Origin of the sequence: Pseudomonas sp. P7779, assembly GCF_013386315.1 — a bacterium.
Classification (GTDB): Bacteria; Pseudomonadota; Gammaproteobacteria; order Pseudomonadales; family Pseudomonadaceae; genus Aquipseudomonas.
The window spans coordinates 31786-49095 of sequence record NZ_JACARZ010000080.1; the positions used below are offsets into that span (position 1 = coordinate 31786).

The window sequence follows — 17310 nt, forward strand, 5'->3', positions numbered from 1 at the left end:
ACCCACAGATGCACGCGGGCGTATATCCTTCATAACCGCCGAACCTTACACGATCTTCCTGACACCGAAGATCAAATGTGGGAGCGGGCTTGCTCGCGAAAGCGGTGTTTCAGTCAACGCATACGGCGGCTGACACACCGCCTTCGCGAGCAAGCCCGCTCCCACATTGGATTTGCGTACTACTCAGAAATTGTATTATTTGGAAATACCATGCCCAACATTCTTCTGGTGGAAGACGACGCCGCGCTCTCCGAATTGATCGCCAGTTACCTGGAACGCAACGGCTATCACGTCAGTGTGCTCAGCCGTGGCGACCACGTGCGTGAGCGTGCGCGGCTCAACCCACCGGACCTGGTGATTCTCGACCTGATGCTGCCGGGCCTCGACGGCCTGCAGGTCTGCCGGTTGCTGCGGGCCGACTCGGCCACGCTGCCGATCCTGATGCTCACCGCCCGCGACGACAGCCACGACCAGGTGTTGGGCCTGGAAATGGGCGCCGACGACTACGTCACCAAACCCTGCGAGCCGCGGGTATTGCTGGCGCGGGTGCGAACCTTGCTGCGCCGCAGCAGCCTCACCGAACCCCAGGTGGCCAACGACCAGATCCTGATGGGCAACCTGTGCATCGACCTGTCGGAACGCACCGTGACCTGGCGCGGCCAGCCGGTTGAGCTGTCCAGCGGTGAATACAACCTGCTGGTGGTGCTGGCCCGGCACGCCGGCGAAGTGCTCAGCCGCGACCAGATCCTGCAACGCCTGCGCGGCATCGAGTTCAACGGCACCGACCGTTCGGTGGACGTGGCGATTTCCAAGCTGCGGCGCAAGTTCGACGACCACGCGGGCGAGGCGCGCAAGATCAAGACGGTGTGGGGCAAGGGCTACCTGTTCAGCCGTTCCGAGTGGGAATGCTGAGCCATGTTTCGCGTCCTGATTCGGCTGTACCTGATCACCATCGTCACCTTCGCCGCCGCGATTTACCTGGTGCCCCGGGCGGTGATCCAGCTGTTTGAACACCGTTACATGAACTACAACATCGAGCAGTCCCGAGGCATGCAGAGCCTGATCGTCAAGGAGTATCGACGGGTGCCGATGGAGCAGTGGGCCAATGTCACCGTGCGCCTGTCGGCGGATTTCGCGCCGCTGAAGGTGCAACTGCTGCGTATCCAGGACGCCAGCTACACCCCTGAAGAACAGCGCCTGCTGGAAAAAGACCAGATGGTGATTCGCCTGGGCGAGTGGGGCTGGGCGGACGACGTCAGCTCGGCCCTGGACGACCAGTTGGTGGTCAAGGTCTCGGTACCGCCGGACCCGCTGGACATGAACCTGCTGTACTGGAGCATGAACGTGCTGATCGGCGCGGCGCTGCTGGCATGCCTGCTGTTCTGGCTGCGGCCCCACTGGCGCGACCTGGAGCGCCTGAAAAGCACCGCCGCGCAACTCGGCCAGGGCAACCTTGCGGCCCGCACAAAAATCCCTCCCAGCTCCAACATCGGCAGCCTGGCGGCGGTGTTCGACACCATGGCCAACGACATCGAACAGCTGCTCAACCAGCAACGCGACTTGCTCAATGCCGTCTCCCATGAACTGCGTACGCCGCTGACGCGCCTGGACTTCGGCCTGGCCCTGGCGCTGTCCGACGACCTCCCGGCGGCCAGCCGTGAGCGGCTGCAAGGGTTGGTGGCGCACATTCGCGAGCTGGATGAGCTGGTGCTGGAGCTGCTCTCCTACAGCCGTTTGCAAAACCCGGCGCAAACACCCGAGCGGGTGGAAGTGGTGCTGGATGAGTTCATCGACAGCATCCTGGGCAGCGTCGACGACGAACTGGAAAACCCCGATATCGTGATGGACGTGGTGCTGGACTGCGCCGTGGAACGCTTCACCCTGGACCCGCGCCTGACCGCCCGGGCCCTGCAAAACCTGCTGCGCAACGCCATGCGGTATTGCGAGCGGCGAATTCAGGTGGGGGTGAAGGTGTGTCCCAGGGGGTGCGAGATTTGCGTGGATGATGACGGTATTGGCATTCCGGTTGATCAGCGGGAGCGGATTTTCGAGCCGTTCTACCGGCTGGATCGCAGCCGGGATCGAGCCACTGGCGGTTTTGGCCTGGGATTGGCCATCAGCCGGCGGGCGCTGGAGGCGCAGGGCGGAACATTGACGGCCCAGGCTTCACCATTGGGTGGTGCACGCTTCCGGCTCTGGCTGCCGAGTTAAAGAACACCACAAAACCATTGTGGGAGCAGGCGAGCCAGCTCCCACATTTGATCTTCATCGTTCTTCAGTCCCGAATTTGGCGTTTGCACAGCCTTACCACCTCACGCGGTGCCTTGTTATAGTTCGGCCCCTATTCCAGCCGCCAGTCAAGGATCACTGCCATGTCCGAATACCAAGCCTTTGTCGTCGAACTCAGCGGCAACGTCGCCCATGTGCAGCTCAATCGCCCGGAAAAGATCAACGCGATGAACGCGGCGTTCTGGACCGAGATCATCGACATCTTCCAATGGGTCGAAGACACCGACGCGGTGCGAGCCGTGGTCATCAGCGGCGCCGGCAAGCATTTCTCCTCCGGCATCGACCTGATGCTGCTGGCCTCGGTCGCCAACGAGTTCGGTAAGGACGTGGGCCGCAACGCGCGCCTGCTGCGGCGCAAGATCCTCGAACTGCAAGCCTCCTTCAACGCCGTCGACAACTGCCGCAAGCCGGTACTCGCGGCGATCCATGGCTACTGCATCGGCGGCGCCATCGACCTGATCAGCGCCTGTGACATGCGTTACGCCGCCGAAGATGCGCAATTCTCCATCAAGGAAATCGACATCGGCATGGCCGCCGACGTCGGCACCCTGCAACGCCTGCCGAGCATCGTCGGCGACGGCATGCTGCGCGAGCTGGCCTACACCGGCCGCCAGTTCGGTGCCGAAGAGGCCCGCAGCATCGGCCTGGTGAATCGGGTGTACAGCGATCACCAGAGCCTGCTGGCCGGCGTGCTGGAAATCGCCCGGGAAATCGCCGCCAAATCGCCGATCGCGGTCACCGGCACCAAGGCGATGATCAGCTACATGCGTGACCACACGATCAATGACGGTTTGGAATACGTTGCCACCTGGAACTCAGCTATGTTGCAATCCAACGACCTGCGCGTGGCCATCGCGGCCCATATGAGCAAGCAGAAACCCGACTTCGTGGATTGACTGAACATGACCCCAGGCTGGATTACCACAACGCTGCTGGACAACGACGCCCCGGGCGGCTGGGCCGTGGCCCGCAGCCGTGAAGGCTTTTTACACGACCAGAACGGCCCGCTGTTTCCCCGGGAGTGGCTCAAGCGCCAGGACCTCTCGGTGTTCGCCGAGCATGGCATCGGTCACCTGGACGGCGAGCCGGTGTACCTGCTGGAACTCAACAGCCCCGCCGACGTGCCGGGCTGCGGCTGGCAGGGCCTGCGGGCATTCATGCTGCAGGGCGATCACACGCTGTACAAAGTCCTGGGCTACGCCGCGCAAATCGGCACCTGGGCCCGGGAGCATCGTTTTTGCGGCAGTTGCGGCCAGGCGATGGTGCAGGTGCCGCGGGAGCGGGCGATGTTCTGCCAGGCCTGTGACCTGCGCAGCTACCCGCGTATCTCGCCGAGCATGATCGTGCTGGTGACCCGTGGCGACGAGATCCTGCTGGCCCGCTCGCCGCGCTTTGTCACGGGGGTCTACAGTACCCTGGCGGGGTTTGCCGAGCCGGGTGAGTCGGCCGAGGACTGCCTGATTCGCGAGGTGCGTGAAGAAGTGCAGGTGGAGGTCAAGAACATCCAGTACATGGGCAGCCAGTGCTGGCCGTTCCCGCACTCGATGATGCTGGGCTTTCACGCCGAGTACGCCGGCGGCGACATTGTGCCCCAGGCTGACGAGATCGAAGACGCGCAGTGGTTCAACATCCATGAACTGCCGCCGTTGCCGGCGTCGCGCTCGATTGCGCGCTACCTGATCGACCTCTACCTGGCCCGTCGCCTAGGCCGCGCTGAACCAGTGCTGCCAGGCTAGGCGCACCGTCAGGCCGAGCACCACGGTGATGAACACCGGGCGAATGAACTTGGCGCCGCCGCTGATGGCGCTGCGTGCGCCAAAAAACGCGCCGCACATCACCGACACGCCCATGCACAGGCCGACAATCCAGTCTACCGAGCCATTGAAAATGAACACCGTCAGCGCCGCCGCGTTGCTGACGAAGTTCATGCTGCGCGCCACGCCGCTGGCCTTTACCAGGTCGATGGGGTGCAACAGCATGGTACTCACGGTCCAGAACGCCCCGGTGCCCGGGCCGGCGACGCCGTCGTAGAAACCCAGGCCGAAGCCCTGGGTGGACTGCCATTTCTTCTTGATCGGTGCGTCGTTGTCCAGCGCCGCCTTGGGCGTGCCGCCGAACAGCAAATACAAACCGCAGCCGAACACAATCACCGGGAGCATCTTGTTCAGGGTTTCTGCCGGCAGGTAATGGGCCACGACCGCACCGGTGAGTGCACCGACCAGGGTGCCGACGATGGCATGCACCCACTGGCGCGGATGAAACAGCTTGCGCCGGTAGAAGGTAAAGCTGGCAGTGGCCGAGCCGAAGGTGGAACTGAGTTTGTTGGTGCCCAGCACCAGGTGGGGCTGCATGCCGGCGGTCAGCAGGGCGGGCGTGGTGAGCAGGCCGCCACCGCCGGCGATGGCGTCGATGAAACCGGCGATAAAGGCAACCACGGCGAGGATCGCCAGGGTGGTGAGGTCAACGCTGAGTTCGAAAGGCATGGGCAAGACTTAGTCGGCAGGGCGCAGCAAGGGCTGCGCGAAAGGCCGGTATCTTACCCATAACCCTGGGTCGAGGCGATCCAAATGTGGGAGCGGGCTTGCTCGCGAATGCGCAGTGTCAGTCACCGGATAGAGTGGCTGATCCACCGCATTCGCGAGCAAACCCGCTCCCACATTTCAACCTTGCCCGCTTGGCTATTTATGTGTTTCGACCCACTCCAGTGCGGTCCGCCAGATGCAGATCCCCAGGAAGTACGCCGACATCAGCAACCACAGGCCCAGGGTCAGGCGATTGGTGTACGGGAAGTCGATCACCAGCAGCAGGCTGCACAGCAACCAGATGGTGGTCACGGCAATATTGATCGGCATGAAGCGCTTGACCCGGAACGGGTGCAGGAACTTCATCGGCGTCACGGTCAGCAACGCCAGGCCGATCACGGTGAGCAAGGTGACCCAGGCTTCCGGCTGGATGATATAGACGCACAGCGCCACCACGTTCCATGCGGCGGGGAAGCCGACGAAGTAGTTGTCCTTGCTCTTCATGTTGACGTTGCAGAAGCAGAACAGCGACGACACCAGAATCACCGACACCGTAAACAACGGGGTGAAGTCCGGCAGGGCGATATAGCGATAGATAAACAGCGCCGGAATAAACACGTACGTCAGGTAATCAATCACCAGGTCCAATACCGAGCCATCGAAGCTTGGCAGCACTGTTTGCACATTCACCCGTCGCGCGAGAGAGCCGTCGACCCCATCGACGATCAAGGCCAGGCCCAGCCACAGCAGGCAAGCCTTGGGCTGGTTGTCGAGCAGTGCCAGGGTGGCCAGGAAGGCCAGCACCACGCCGGTGGCGGTAAAACCATGGGCGCCCCAGGCCTTGAGACGGGCTACATGCAGGGTCGATATCACAGGGGCGTTCTCCAAAAGGTGAAACAGGGCAGCCGACGGGGTAGCACCGTCGAATCTGGCCAGAGTGTGCAGGTATCGACCGGGAAGGGTGGGATAAGGTTCACCACCCGGCGTAGGTTAAGCGTAGCAAGCGCAGGACGTTTCGGCATCAGCCTTGGCGAAACACCAGTGCCTTTAATCCGCTTTGCGGGTCGATATCGGGGAATTCCGGCGGGTTTTCCAGCCGCTGGTCAAAGCGCAGGCCAGGCGCTTCGCGGGTTACGCCGTCGATCAGGAAGTCTTCGCCGAACGCCGGGTCGTTCATGCACGCCAGCACCGTACCCTGGGCCGTGAGCAAGTCCGGCAGGCGACGCAGCACCCGCTGGTAGTCCTTGGTCAAAAGGAAACTGCCTTTCTGGAACGAGGGCGGGTCGATGATCACCAGGTCGTACGGGCCGCTGTTGGTGACCTTGGCCCACGACTTGAACAGGTCGTGGCCGAGGAACGTCACCTTGCTCAGGTCGTGGCCGTTCAGGCGGTGATTGTCGCGACCCCGGCTCAGGGCGCCACGGGCCATGTCCAGGTTCACCACATGCTCGGCGCCGCCTTCGATGGCCGCCACGGAGAAACCACAGGTGTAGGCGAACAGGTTCAGCACCCGCAGGCCATGAGCCTGTTCGCGTACCCAGTTGCGGCCGTAACGCATGTCGAGGAACAGCCCACTGTTCTGCTTTTTGCCCAGGTCGATCAGGTAGCGCAGGCCGCCTTCGGTGATGGTCAGTTCGTCGACCACCTCGCCCAGCAGCCATTCGGTGGTGCTTTGCGGCAGGTAGCGGTGTTGCAGCGCCACGGTATGGGCGCCGAATGACCGCCAGTCGATCTGCACCAGCATCTGCTTCAAGGCCTCAAGCTCCGCGGCTTCAGACTCCTTGAACAGCGAGACCAGCACCACGCCTTGCAGCCAGTCCACCGTCAGTTGCTCCAGGCCCGGCCAGCAGCGGCCACGCCCGTGAAACAGGCGCCGGGTCTCGGCGGGGACGGTTTGCAGGGCGGTCAGCAAATGGGTGTGCAGGGTGGCGAGTGCGTCTGGGTTCATCGGGCAACGTCGGTCATTGAGCGGGCGGCATTTTAAACACAATTGCGGTGTGTTCGGGAGTTGAAGCACAACGTGCTTTGAATTTGCTGATTGGCAGTGATTTATGCTCAAAAGTCCCCGAGAGGCGGCGCACAACAGTCAAAAAATCCCTTGGCACCGACATAAACTGGAAAAAAAGCCCGGAGGTGCCCATGAACGGTTTCGCGAGTGCAGTGAGTCAGACAGCGATGGACCAGGAAGAACTGGCCGAATGGCGCGATGCCCTGGCCTCCCTGGTGGCCAACGCCGGCGCGGCGCGCGCACGGGAGATCCTCGACATGCTGGCGGATGCCGGCGGCGCGCCGCACATCGCCTGGAAACCCCGGCATGGCACGCCCTACATCAATAGCATCGCCGTGGAGCAGCAACCGCCGTTTCCCGGCGACCTGGCCACTGAAGAACGCCTGGCCTCAGTGGTGCGCTGGAACGCCCTGGCCATGGTAGTGCGCGCCAACCAGGCCTATGGCGAACTGGGCGGGCATATCGCCAGCTACGCCAGCGCGGCGGATTTGTTCGAGGTGGGCTTCAACCACTTTTTCCGGGCCCGAAGCGACAGTTTTGGCGGCGACCTGGTGTTCTACCAGCCGCATTCCGCCCCCGGCATCTATGCTCGCGCCTTCCTTGAAGGGCGCCTGACCGAGGCCGACCTGGCCCACTATCGCCAGGAAATCGGTGCAGGCAAGGCGGGTGCCCGAGGTTTGTCCAGCTATCCCCATCCGTGGTTGATGCCGGACTTCTGGCAATTTCCCACCGGGTCCATGGGCATTGGCCCCATCAGCTCGATTTTCCAGGCGCGGTTCATGCGCTACCTGCAACACCGCGGCTTGCAGGACACCACCGACCGCCACGTATGGGGCGTATTCGGCGACGGCGAGATGGACGAACCGGAAAGCATGTCGGCCCTCACCCTGGCCGCCCGTGAAGGCCTGGACAACCTGACCTGGGTGGTCAACTGCAACCTGCAACGGCTCGACGGCCCGGTGCGTGGCAACGGGCGAATTATCGACGAGATGGAGGCGTTGTTCGCCGGTGCCGGCTGGAACGTGATCAAGCTGGTCTGGGGCTCGGACTGGGACGCCTTGCTGGCCAAGGACACCGACGGCGAGCTGGCGCGCACCCTGTCGCAGACGGTGGACGGGCAATTCCAGACTTTCGCCGCCAAGGACGGCGCCTACAACCGCGAACATTTCTTCGGCCAGAGCGAGGCGCTGTCCAAACTGGTCGAGGGCCTGAGCGACGAGCAGATCGACCGGCTCAAGCGTGGCGGCCATGACATGGTCAAGATCCACGCGGCCTATCACGCGGCGCGCCGGGTCGCCGGCAAACCCACGGTGATCCTGGCCCAGACCAAAAAGGGCTTTGGCATGGGCGAGGCCGGGCAGGGCAAGATGACCACCCACCAGCAGAAGAAGCTCGACCGCGAGGCCTTGATCGCCTTCCGCAATCGCTTCCAGTTGCCGCTGTCGGATGAACAGGCCGAATCCCTGAGCTTCTACAAACCGGCTGAAGACAGCCTCGAAATGCGCTACTTGCACCAGCGCCGCGCCACCCTCGGCGGGTATGTGCCGAGCCGTGGCCAGCAGGCGCCCACCGTGAGTGTCCCGCCGGTGTCGGGCTACGGCGCGTTTGCCACCCAGGCGGAGGGCAAGGAAATGTCCACCACCATGGCCTTTGTGCGCATGCTCACCAATCTGCTCAAGGACAAGGCCCTCGGCCCGCGCATCGTGCCCATCGTCGCCGATGAGGCGCGCACCTTCGGCATGGCCAACCTATTCAAGCAGATCGGCATCTATTCCAGCGTCGGCCAGCGCTACGAGCCCGAAGACATCGGCTCGATCCTCAGCTACCGCGAAGCCACCGACGGGCAGATCCTTGAAGAAGGCATCAGCGAAGCCAGCGCCATCAGTTCCTGGGTCGCGGCGGCCACCAGTTATTCGGTGCATGGCCTGCGGATGCTGCCGTTTTACATCTACTACTCGATGTTCGGTTTCCAGCGCGTGGGTGACCTCATCTGGGCCGCCGCCGACCAGCGTGCCCGAGGTTTCCTGCTGGGCGCCACTGCCGGGCGCACCACCCTGGGTGGCGAAGGCTTGCAGCACCAGGACGGCAGCAGCCACCTGATGGCCGCCACCGTGCCCAATTGCCGTGCCTACGACCCGGCGTTTGCCGGCGAGTTTGCGGTGATCCTCGACCATGGCATGCGCCAGATGCTGGAGCACGATGTGGACGAGTTCTACTACGTGACGCTGATGAACGAAAACTACCCGCAGCCGAGCCTGCCGGAAGGCGTCGAAGCGGCGATCATCAACGGCATGTACCGGCTGAGCGGGCAGCCTGGCGGCAAGGTCCGGTTGCTCGGCTCCGGCACGCTGGTGCGCGAAGCCCAGGCAGCGGCGCAATTGTTGGCGGAGGATTGGCAGGTTGACGCTGAAGTGTTCAGTGTCACCAGCTTCAGCGAACTGGCCCGGGACGCCCGTGACGTGGAGCGCTGGAACCGCCTGCATCCGCAACAGCCGGCGTGGCGCAGCCACCTGGCGGAGTGTTTGCCCAAGGGCGCGCCGGTGGTGGCCGTATCTGACTATGTAAGGGCGGTGCCGCAGATGATTGGGTCATACGTGGATTCGGCTTACACCGTGCTGGGGACGGATGGCTTTGGTCGCAGCGATACCCGGGCGGCGTTGCGGGATTTCTTTGAGGTGGACCGGTATCACATTGTGCTGGCGGCGCTGACGGCGTTGGTGGAGCAGGGGAGTCTGGACAGGCAGGTTTGCCAGCAGGCGATAGAGCGTTATGGGGTGCAGACCGATCGCGAGCCGTCCTGGACCTCCTGAGCGACAAAGATCTAAATGTGGGAGCGGGCTTGCTCGCGAATGCGGTGTGTCAGTCAATATATCCGGCAACTGATACACCGCTTTCGCGAGCAAGCCCGCTCCCACACTGGTTCTGTGTGTTTGTCTAAATACTGGCTATCAACGGCGCCCCAAACGATTCCCGCAGAAACCCCGGCGCGATATACCGCTCGTAATGCGCCTCGGACAACAGGAAAAACTCCCGGTCAATCGCATCCCGCAAATCTGCCAGATTGCGCTCGCGAAACTCCGGCAACAGCGCCAACCCATACGCATCCAACTTCGAAATCACCCGCGCGCCCCGGGCAATCAACTGGTACGCCCAGCAATACGGCGACTGGTGTGGCACAAAGCGAATCTTGCGGTCTTCCAGTTGCTGGCGCAGGCGCTGCGGGTCCAGCACCTGCAGCTTGCTGGTCATCACCTGCACCAGCAGTTGTTCCAGGCGCAGCCACACCGCCTGTTTCTCCTCGGCGTTGTAGCCGTTCCACTGAATCACCTCATGGTGATAGCGCTTGCAGCCCCGGCATACCAGGTCTCCGTAAACGGTGGAGCACAGGCCGACGCAGGGTGTCTTGATGGTTTGATTGGGCATAAAAAAACATCGACAGGTGAAACAACACGGCCCCCGAAGGGGCCGCTTTAAATCAATCCCAGCTCAGCGCGCCGCCAGTCTGGTACTCGATCACACGGGTCTCGAAGAAGTTCTTCTCTTTCTTCAAGTCCATGATTTCGCTCATCCAAGGGAACGGGTTAGTCGTCCCTGGATACTCTTCCTTCAACCCAATCTGCGACAGACGACGGTTAGCGATGAACTTGAGGTAATCCTCCATCATCGCCGCATTCATCCCCAGCACCCCACGCGGCATGGTGTCACGCGCATATTCAATCTCCAGCTGAGTCCCTTGCAGGATCATCTGGGTCGCTTCTTCCTTCATCTCGGCATCCCACAAGTGCGGGTTTTCGATTTTGATCTGGTTGATCACATCGATGCCGAAGTTCAGGTGCATCGACTCATCCCGCAGGATGTACTGGAACTGTTCCGCCACGCCGGTCATTTTGTTGCGACGGCCCATGGACAGGATCTGGGTGAAGCCGCAGTAGAAGAAGATACCTTCCAGTACGCAGTAGTACGCCACCAGGTTGCGCAGCAGCTCTTTATCAGTCTCAACGGTGCCGGTTTCGAACTTCGGATCGGAGATCGAACGGGTGTACTTCAAGCCCCAGGCAGCCTTTTTGGCGACCGATGGAATCTCGTGGTACATGTTGAAGATCTCGCCTTCATCCATGGCCAACGATTCGATGCAGTACTGGTAGGCGTGGGTGTGGATCGCTTCTTCGAAGGCCTGGCGCAGGATGTACTGGCGGCACTCCGGGTTGGTGATCAGGCGGTACACGGCCAATACCAGGTTGTTGGCGACCAACGAATCCGCAGTGGAGAAGAAGCCGAGGTTGCGCATGACGATGCGACGTTCGTCGTCGGTCAGGCCTTCGGGGTTTTTCCACAGGGCTATGTCGGCGGTCATGTTGACCTCCTGCGGCATCCAGTGGTTGGCGCAGCCGTCGAGGTACTTCTGCCAGGCCCAGTCGTACTTGAAGGGTACGAGTTGGTTGAGGTCGGCGCGGCAGTTGATCATGCGCTTTTCGTCAACGGCGACGCGGGCGGCGGAGCCTTCGAGTTCGGCGAGGCCTTCGGCGACGTCGAGTTTGTCGAGGGCGGCCTTGGCGCGGATGATCGCGGCGGAGTCGCTGGCGGTCACGTTGCGGGCTTCAAGGGCGGCGGCAGCGCCGGCACCGTCGAGGCGGTCCATGTTGGCTTCGGTGGCGTGGCCGGCGTTGGCGCCCCGGATGACTACGTCACCGGTGTCTGGTTGATCTGCTTCATCCCAACTCAGCATTGAATTGCTCCTTCGTGGTCCGTCTGACGGCGTGGGCTTCGATTCACCCAGCGTGTTCAAAAATGTGCGTTTTGCAGGCTTCAAGGCATTGAAATACGGCGCATAGTGTGGTCGATGTTCAGCGTTCTTGCACACTATGTAGTGGTTATCTGTGTTTGTGGGCACACTATATGGGGTGTAGCAACGATGGTCAACGCACAAGACCTGGCCGATGGTCGCAGGGCCATGACTAAAACTCACAGCCCCATGACTTTTAATGGTTACGGCCGCTACCCGGGCCAGTGCTAAAAATTCGCCAACCAGCTCCCCATAACAAAAAAGAGCGTTTGCGAAATGAAAGCACTTGATCTGTACATCGGCGAAGGCTTCGAAGGCCCAGGCGTCAATGCTGCCCACATCAACATCCTCATCGGCCCGCGCAACGGTCCGGCCGGCCAGGCGTTTGCCAACAGTTTGGCGTCGCCAAGCCAGGGCCATTGCCCGTTCATGGTGATTGCCCAGCCGAACATCCCGGTCAAACCCATGACCCTCTACGTCAACAAGGCCGCCATCGGCAGCGACCTGCACGGCAATGCCACCTGGGGCGCGTCCCAGGCCGGGATCGCCAAGGCGGTGCTCGAAGCCCTGCTCGACGGCACCCTGCCGCCGGAAGCCGAGGACGAGTGGGCGATTGTCACCGCCAACTGGGTCAACCCGGCCTGCGACGACCTGGATGCGGTCTACCTCAACAACTACAACGCCTGCCGCACTGCGATCCGCGCCGCCCTCACAGGCTTGCCGCACACCGCGCAACTGGCGGATGTGGTCAACCACATCAGCAACCCTTTCTACACGCCAAAAGCCTGAGGACATTCCCATGCAATACATCCGTTTGGGCAACTCCGGCCTGCAAGTCTCGCGCCTGTGCCTGGGCACCATGAACATGGGCACCCCGGACTGGAAGCCGTGGATTTTCGACGAGAAACAAAGCGAACCCATCGTTGCCCATGCCCTGGCCAACGGTGTCAACTTCATCGACCTGGCGGACTTCTACTCCGCAGGCGTCGGCGAGGAAGTGGTCGGGCGCATCCTCAAGCGCGTTGCGCGCCGTGAAGACATCGTGGTCACCACCAAGGTCGGCTACGGCACCCGCAGCGGCATCAATGCCAGCGGCCATTCGCGCAAGCACATCATGGACAGCATCGACGCCTCCCTGAGCCGCCTTGGCATGGATTACGTCGACGTGTTCATGCTGCATTACTTCGACGTGAACACCCCGGTGGAAGAAACCATGGGCGCCCTCAACGACATCGTGCGTTCCGGCAAGGCGCGCTACATCGGCGTGTCGACCATGCTCACCGGGCAACTGGCAAAAATCCTCATGGCCTGCGAGCGCAACGGCTGGGTCAAGCCGATCAACATGCAGCTGCAACTGAACTGCGCCTACCGCGAGGAAGAGCGCGAGATGATCCCGTTCTGCCGCGACCAGGGCCTGGGCGTGTCGGTGTTCAGCCCGCTGGCCCGTGGCTTGCTCACCGGCGAAGTGCAGTCGACCCGCAACCAGACCGACTTCTTCACCCAGCAGATGTACAGCGACCAGGCGTCGTTCGACATCGCCCACTCGGTGCAACGTGTGGCCCGTGCCCGTGGCGTGTCCAACGCACAGATTGCCCAGGCCTGGGTGGCCAATCATCCGGGTGTGGACGTGATGCTGGTGGGCGCCGACACCACCGCACAATTTGATAGTGCGCTTGCAGCCCTCGACACCCAACTGGATGCGGAAGAACTGCACGAGCTGGAGCGCAACTACACGCCGTGCGATGTGATCAACGACTACACCGCCGGCAAACGCATCTTGCGCAGCGCCCGTCCGGGCCTGGACCGCTTTAACCTGATAGAGGCCGTGGCATGAACCCGCTGATTCGCACAGGCAATTTCATTGATGGCCAATGGTCCAGAGGTGGGCCGGTCTACCCGGTGCTCAACCCGGCCAATGGTGCGCAGATCGCCGAAGTACAACGCGCCGGGGCTGAAGAAACCGACCTGGCCATTGCCGCCGCCAACCGCGCGTTGCCAGCCTGGCGCAAGCTCACCGCCAAGGAACGCAGCCAGCGCCTCAAGCGCTGGAGCGAGTTGATGCTGAGCAACCAGAAGGACCTGGCCCACCTGCTCAGCCTGGAACAGGGCAAGCCGCTGGCCGAAGCCATGGGCGAAGTGGTCTACGCGGCGAGCTTCCTCGAATGGTTTGCCGAAGAAGCCAAGCGTGCCTATGGCGACGTGATCCCGAGCCACAAGGCCGACGCCCGCATCATCGTGACCAAGGAAGCCATCGGCGTGGTCGCAGCGATCACCCCATGGAATTTCCCTCTGGCCATGGTCACCCGCAAGGTTGGCCCGGCGCTGGCGGCGGGGTGCACGATGATTCTCAAACCGTCGGAAGAAACCCCGCTGTCGGCCTTCGCCCTGGCGGTGTTGGCAGAACAGGCCGGGATTCCGGCGGGCGTGTTCAACATCGTGTCCGGCGATGCCGTGGCCATCGGTGGCGCACTGCAAGCCTCCAGCATTGTGCGCAAGCTGTCCTTCACCGGCTCCACCCGCACCGGCAAGCTGCTGATGCGCCAGGCCGCCGACACCCTGAAAAAGGTCTCCCTGGAACTGGGCGGCAACGCACCCTTTATCGTGTTTGACGATGCCGACCTGGACGCTGCCGTCAAAGGCGCCATGGCTTCCAAGTTTCGCAATACCGGGCAGACCTGCGTCTGCGTCAACCGCTTCTTCATCCAGGACGGTGTGTACGATGCGTTCACCCGCAAGCTGGCCGAAGCGGTCTCTGCGATGCGCGTCGGCAGCGCCCTGGACGGCGAAACCGAACAAGGCCCGCTGATCAATGCGGCCGCGTTGGCCAAGGTTGAAGCCCATGTCGGCGACGCCCTGGAGAAAGGCGCCAAGCTGCTGTGCGGCGGCCGTCGCCATGCCTTGGGCGGGACGTTCTTCGAGCCGACCATCCTCACCGAAGCCCACGGCGAGATGCTGATTGCCCAGGAAGAAACCTTCGGCCCGGTGGCAGCCTGTTTCCGCTTCAAGGACGAAGCCGAAGTGCTGCAACGGGCGAATGACACGCCGTTTGGCTTGTCGGCCTACTTCTACAGCCGCGACATCGGCCGCGTATGGCGCATGGCCGAAGGCCTGGAAGCGGGCATGGTCGGGATCAACGAAGGGATCATCTCCACCGAAGTCGCACCGTTTGGCGGGATCAAGGAGTCGGGCCTGGGCCGTGAAGGTTCCAGGTACGGCCTGGAGGATTACCTGGAGATCAAATACCTGTTGATGGGCGGTCTCTGACCCCATTTACCCAAACAACACCGATCCAATGTGGGAGCGGGCTTGCTCGCGAAAGCGGTGGGCCTGCCACCACATGCATTGACTGACACACCGCCTTCGCGAGCAAGCCCGCTCCCACAGGGAAATGGGCTTGCCCGCTGTTACTCCGTCAAAAACAAAAATATGGAGAACACCATGTCCACTCAACCCATCAAAATCGACGACCTGCCCATCGGTCGCTTCCACCTTAAAATCGCCGGCCTGACCTTCGGCGCCCACTTCACCGACGGCTACATCCTCGGCCTGATCGGCATTGCCTTCACCTTGCTCAGCCCACAGATGCAACTGGACGCCTTCTGGCAAGGCCTGATCGGCGCCTCGGCCCTGATCGGCCTGTTTATGGGCAGCCTGTTCTTTGGCTGGATCTCCGACACCCTCGGCCGGCAGAAAATCTTCCTGGTCAGCTTCGTCCTGATCACCGTTGCCTCGGTGATGCAGTTTTACGCCGAAACCGCCATGGCGCTGTTCCTCTGTCGGGTGTTGATCGGTATCGGCCTGGGCGGCGACTTCAGCGTCGGCCACGCGATGCTTGCCGAGTTCTCGCCCAGGAAACATCGCGGGGTACTGCTGGGCTCCTTCAGCGTGGTGTGGACGGTTGGTTACGTGGCCGCGACCTTTGTCGGCACCGCCATGCTCAGCCTCGGCGATGATGCCTGGCGCTGGATGCTCGCATCGTCGGCAATTCCTGCCGGGCTGATCCTGATCGCGCGCATCGGCACGCCCGAATCGCCGCGCTGGCTGATCAACCAGGGCCGGATTGCCGAGGCCCGAGCCATCGTCAAGAAACACCTCGGCGAACACGTGGTCCTCGATGAAGAACCGTCGACGCAAACCCGTTCTGGCTACGGCGTGCTGTTCAGCCGTGAATACCGCAAGCGCACCGCGTTCAACTGCCTGTTCTTCGTGTGCATCGTGATGCCGTACTTCGCCATCTACACCTTCCTGCCGTCGATCCTGCAGAAGATGGGCCTGGCCGAAGGTTTTGGCACCGAGCTGATGCTCAACCTGCTGCTGATCATCGGCGCCTTGATCGGCATCTGGTGCACCGTGAAATTCTCCCGGCGGGGCTTCCTGATCAACTCGTTCATCATCCTGGCGGCGGCGCTGTTCCTGCTGGCGGTATTGCCGGGCAGCATGGCGTGGTTGATGGTGCTGACGTTCGGCGTCTTCACCCTGGTGCTGTCGGCGGTGAGCAACCTGGTGGGCGTATTCCCGGCGGAGAGCTTCCCGACCGAAGTGCGGGCCAGCGGCATCGGCCTTGCCACAGCCGTCAGCCGCCTGGGTTCGGCGGTGAGTACCTTCCTGTTGCCGGTGAGCGTAGCGGGGATCGGCCTGAGCCCGACCATGGGCATCCTCGCCGCTATCCTGGTGCTGGGCGCGATCATCTCCTGGGCCTGGGCGCCGGAAACCAAGGCGTTGACCTTGAGCCAGGCGTGCAAGGCCGAGCCTGCGGTGTCAGGGATTGCTCACCCGGTTCAACCACTGCGTAAACAACCGAACCTTGGATAAACCCTGCTTGTCACTTGCCACATCCAGCCAATAGCCATACGGGCCGATCACCTCCACCGGGGTGATCGGCAGCAGGCTGCCATTCGCCAGTTCACGCTCGATCATCTGCCGGTCGATCACCGCCAGCCCACCGCCGGCCAGGGCGGTGTGGATCACCTGGTCCAGGGTGCTGAATTCCAGGCCCTGGCCTGCATCGATATCTTCCCGGCCCATGGCCGCCAGCCAGTTCTCCCAGACCTGCAAGCGCTTACCATCGTGCAGGATGTGCAGCAGCGGAAAACGCCGCAGGTCGGGCGGCTGACCGTCGCTGAACAGTTCCGGGCTGGCGACGGCGATGTGGCGTTCCATCACCAGCAGTTCACTGCTGCACTGCGTGGCCGCTTCCAGGCCGAAGCGGACCTGGCAGTCGATTTCCGCCAGGCTCGCGTGGGTGTTCTGGTGGGTGACGCTGAGGTTGATGTCCGGGTAACGCTCGCAAAACCGGCGCAGGTGGGCGGACAGCCAGCGGGTGGCCCAAGTGGGTGGCGCGACGATGCGCAGGCGCTGGCGCAGGTTGGGCACGCGCACGGCGTGCAGGGCGCGCTCGATATGGTCGAAGGCGTCGCTCAGGTGCGGGGAGAGGGCGAAGCCGGCTTCGGTCAGGGACAGGCCCTGGGGCGTACGGATGAAGAGGGCGACGCCGAGGTAGTCTTCCAGTTGTTTGATCTGGCGGCTGACGGCGCCCTGGGTGACGTTGAGGCCCACGGCGGCCTGGCTGAAGCTGCGGTGGCGGGCGACTTCTTCGAAGACACGGAGCATGTTGAGGGAGGGCAGTTGGCGCATGAAATGGATTCCACACCTGTTGTTTTTATGGGTGTTTTTGGCGGCCTCTTCGCGAGCAAGCCCGCTCCCACATT

At 62.4% G+C, this 17310-nt stretch carries 15 protein-coding genes; 9 read left to right on the top strand and 6 right to left on the bottom strand.

Annotation, left to right across the window (positions count from 1 at the left end; genetic code table 11):
* Window positions 1-210: 210 nt before the first annotated feature.
* The 4 genes from HX869_RS23005 (at window position 211) to nudC (ending at window position 4025) form a co-directional block, all read left to right on the top strand.
* Window positions 211-912, top strand: coding sequence for a response regulator transcription factor (locus tag HX869_RS23005; protein WP_008430287.1), 702 nt, complete (start codon window positions 211-213; stop codon window positions 910-912).
* Window positions 913-915: 3 nt separating this feature from the next.
* Window positions 916-2211: an ATP-binding protein gene (locus HX869_RS23010; protein WP_003214046.1), complete on the top strand. Its 1296-nt coding sequence runs from the start codon at window positions 916-918 to the stop codon at window positions 2209-2211.
* Window positions 2212-2372: 161 nt separating this feature from the next.
* On the top strand, window positions 2373-3185 hold the full coding sequence (locus tag HX869_RS23015; protein ID WP_178903687.1) for a crotonase/enoyl-CoA hydratase family protein: 813 nt from the start codon (window positions 2373-2375) through the stop codon (window positions 3183-3185).
* 6 nt (window positions 3186-3191) lie between these two features.
* A complete protein-coding gene (nudC, locus tag HX869_RS23020; protein WP_134326772.1) occupies window positions 3192-4025 on the top strand; it encodes an NAD(+) diphosphatase in 834 nt (277 codons plus the stop codon).
* On the opposite strand, the gene HX869_RS23025 is transcribed toward nudC, so the two are convergent.
* The 3 genes from HX869_RS23025 to HX869_RS23035 form a co-directional block, all read right to left on the bottom strand.
* Window positions 3993-4772 carry a TSUP family transporter gene (locus HX869_RS23025; RefSeq protein WP_178903688.1) on the bottom strand — a complete coding sequence of 260 codons (780 nt, stop codon included), beginning with the start codon at window positions 4770-4772 and terminating at the stop codon, window positions 3993-3995. The genes nudC and HX869_RS23025 overlap by 33 nt on opposite strands.
* A 195-nt stretch (window positions 4773-4967) precedes the next feature.
* Window positions 4968-5684, bottom strand: coding sequence for a phosphatidylcholine synthase (gene pcsA, locus HX869_RS23030; protein WP_003208507.1), 717 nt, complete (start codon window positions 5682-5684; stop codon window positions 4968-4970).
* A 148-nt stretch (window positions 5685-5832) separates the two neighbouring features.
* On the bottom strand, window positions 5833-6759 hold the full coding sequence (locus tag HX869_RS23035) for a class I SAM-dependent methyltransferase (RefSeq protein WP_178903689.1): 927 nt from the start codon (window positions 6757-6759) through the stop codon (window positions 5833-5835).
* A gap of 191 nt (window positions 6760-6950) precedes the next feature.
* On the opposite strand from HX869_RS23035, the gene mdeB reads away from it, so the two are divergent.
* The gene (gene mdeB / locus HX869_RS23040) at window positions 6951-9629 is read left to right on the top strand and encodes an alpha-ketoglutarate dehydrogenase (RefSeq protein WP_178903690.1); all 2679 of its coding nucleotides are present in this window, start codon (window positions 6951-6953) and stop codon (window positions 9627-9629) included.
* A 124-nt stretch (window positions 9630-9753) separates the two neighbouring features.
* Here mdeB and HX869_RS23045 read toward each other — a convergent pair whose 3' ends face one another.
* Window positions 9754-10242 (bottom strand): DUF1289 domain-containing protein, encoded by a 489-nt coding sequence (locus HX869_RS23045; protein ID WP_003208512.1) that lies wholly within the window; start codon window positions 10240-10242, stop codon window positions 9754-9756.
* 52 nt (window positions 10243-10294) lie between these two features.
* The gene (locus tag HX869_RS23050; protein ID WP_008432895.1) at window positions 10295-11545 is read right to left on the bottom strand and encodes a ribonucleotide-diphosphate reductase subunit beta; all 1251 of its coding nucleotides are present in this window, start codon (window positions 11543-11545) and stop codon (window positions 10295-10297) included.
* A 333-nt stretch (window positions 11546-11878) separates the two neighbouring features.
* Between HX869_RS23050 and fae the strand changes: the two genes are divergently transcribed.
* The 4 genes from fae (at window position 11879) to HX869_RS23070 (ending at window position 16414) form a co-directional block, all read left to right on the top strand.
* The gene (gene fae / locus HX869_RS23055) at window positions 11879-12391 is read left to right on the top strand and encodes a formaldehyde-activating enzyme (RefSeq protein WP_003212394.1); all 513 of its coding nucleotides are present in this window, start codon (window positions 11879-11881) and stop codon (window positions 12389-12391) included.
* Between the two features lie 10 nt (window positions 12392-12401).
* Window positions 12402-13436, top strand: coding sequence for an aldo/keto reductase (locus HX869_RS23060; protein ID WP_102606526.1), 1035 nt, complete (start codon window positions 12402-12404; stop codon window positions 13434-13436).
* Window positions 13433-14866 (top strand): NAD-dependent succinate-semialdehyde dehydrogenase, encoded by a 1434-nt coding sequence (locus HX869_RS23065; RefSeq protein ID WP_178903691.1) that lies wholly within the window; start codon window positions 13433-13435, stop codon window positions 14864-14866. The genes HX869_RS23060 and HX869_RS23065 overlap by 4 nt, the downstream gene beginning before the upstream one ends.
* A 174-nt stretch (window positions 14867-15040) precedes the next feature.
* Window positions 15041-16414 (top strand): MFS transporter, encoded by a 1374-nt coding sequence (locus HX869_RS23070; protein ID WP_178903692.1) that lies wholly within the window; start codon window positions 15041-15043, stop codon window positions 16412-16414.
* On the opposite strand, the gene HX869_RS23075 is transcribed toward HX869_RS23070, so the two are convergent.
* Complete coding sequence (locus HX869_RS23075) at window positions 16361-17236, bottom strand: LysR substrate-binding domain-containing protein (RefSeq protein ID WP_177021275.1); 876 nt, start codon at window positions 17234-17236, stop codon at window positions 16361-16363. The two genes, HX869_RS23070 and HX869_RS23075, sit on opposite strands and share 54 nt — an antisense overlap.
* Between the last annotated feature and the right edge of the window lie 74 nt (window positions 17237-17310).

Excerpts from the sequence above, each read along its gene's own strand:
- HX869_RS23005 (WP_008430287.1), top strand. The coding sequence starts at position 211 with ATGCCCAACATTCTTCTGGTGGAAGACGACGCCGCGCTCTCCGAATTG.
- HX869_RS23010 (WP_003214046.1), top strand. The coding sequence starts at position 916 with ATGTTTCGCGTCCTGATTCGGCTGTACCTGATCACCATCGTCACCTTC.
- HX869_RS23015 (WP_178903687.1), top strand. The coding sequence starts at position 2,373 with ATGTCCGAATACCAAGCCTTTGTCGTCGAACTCAGCGGCAACGTCGCC.
- nudC (WP_134326772.1), top strand. The coding sequence starts at position 3,192 with ATGACCCCAGGCTGGATTACCACAACGCTGCTGGACAACGACGCCCCG.
- HX869_RS23025 (WP_178903688.1), bottom strand. The coding sequence starts at position 4,772 with ATGCCTTTCGAACTCAGCGTTGACCTCACCACCCTGGCGATCCTCGCC.
- HX869_RS23035 (WP_178903689.1), bottom strand. The coding sequence starts at position 6,759 with ATGAACCCAGACGCACTCGCCACCCTGCACACCCATTTGCTGACCGCC.
- mdeB (WP_178903690.1), top strand. The coding sequence starts at position 6,951 with ATGAACGGTTTCGCGAGTGCAGTGAGTCAGACAGCGATGGACCAGGAA.
- HX869_RS23045 (WP_003208512.1), bottom strand. The coding sequence starts at position 10,242 with ATGCCCAATCAAACCATCAAGACACCCTGCGTCGGCCTGTGCTCCACC.
- HX869_RS23050 (WP_008432895.1), bottom strand. The coding sequence starts at position 11,545 with ATGCTGAGTTGGGATGAAGCAGATCAACCAGACACCGGTGACGTAGTC.
- fae (WP_003212394.1), top strand. The coding sequence starts at position 11,879 with ATGAAAGCACTTGATCTGTACATCGGCGAAGGCTTCGAAGGCCCAGGC.
- HX869_RS23060 (WP_102606526.1), top strand. The coding sequence starts at position 12,402 with ATGCAATACATCCGTTTGGGCAACTCCGGCCTGCAAGTCTCGCGCCTG.
- HX869_RS23065 (WP_178903691.1), top strand. The coding sequence starts at position 13,433 with ATGAACCCGCTGATTCGCACAGGCAATTTCATTGATGGCCAATGGTCC.
- HX869_RS23070 (WP_178903692.1), top strand. The coding sequence starts at position 15,041 with ATGTCCACTCAACCCATCAAAATCGACGACCTGCCCATCGGTCGCTTC.
- HX869_RS23075 (WP_177021275.1), bottom strand. The coding sequence starts at position 17,236 with ATGCGCCAACTGCCCTCCCTCAACATGCTCCGTGTCTTCGAAGAAGTC.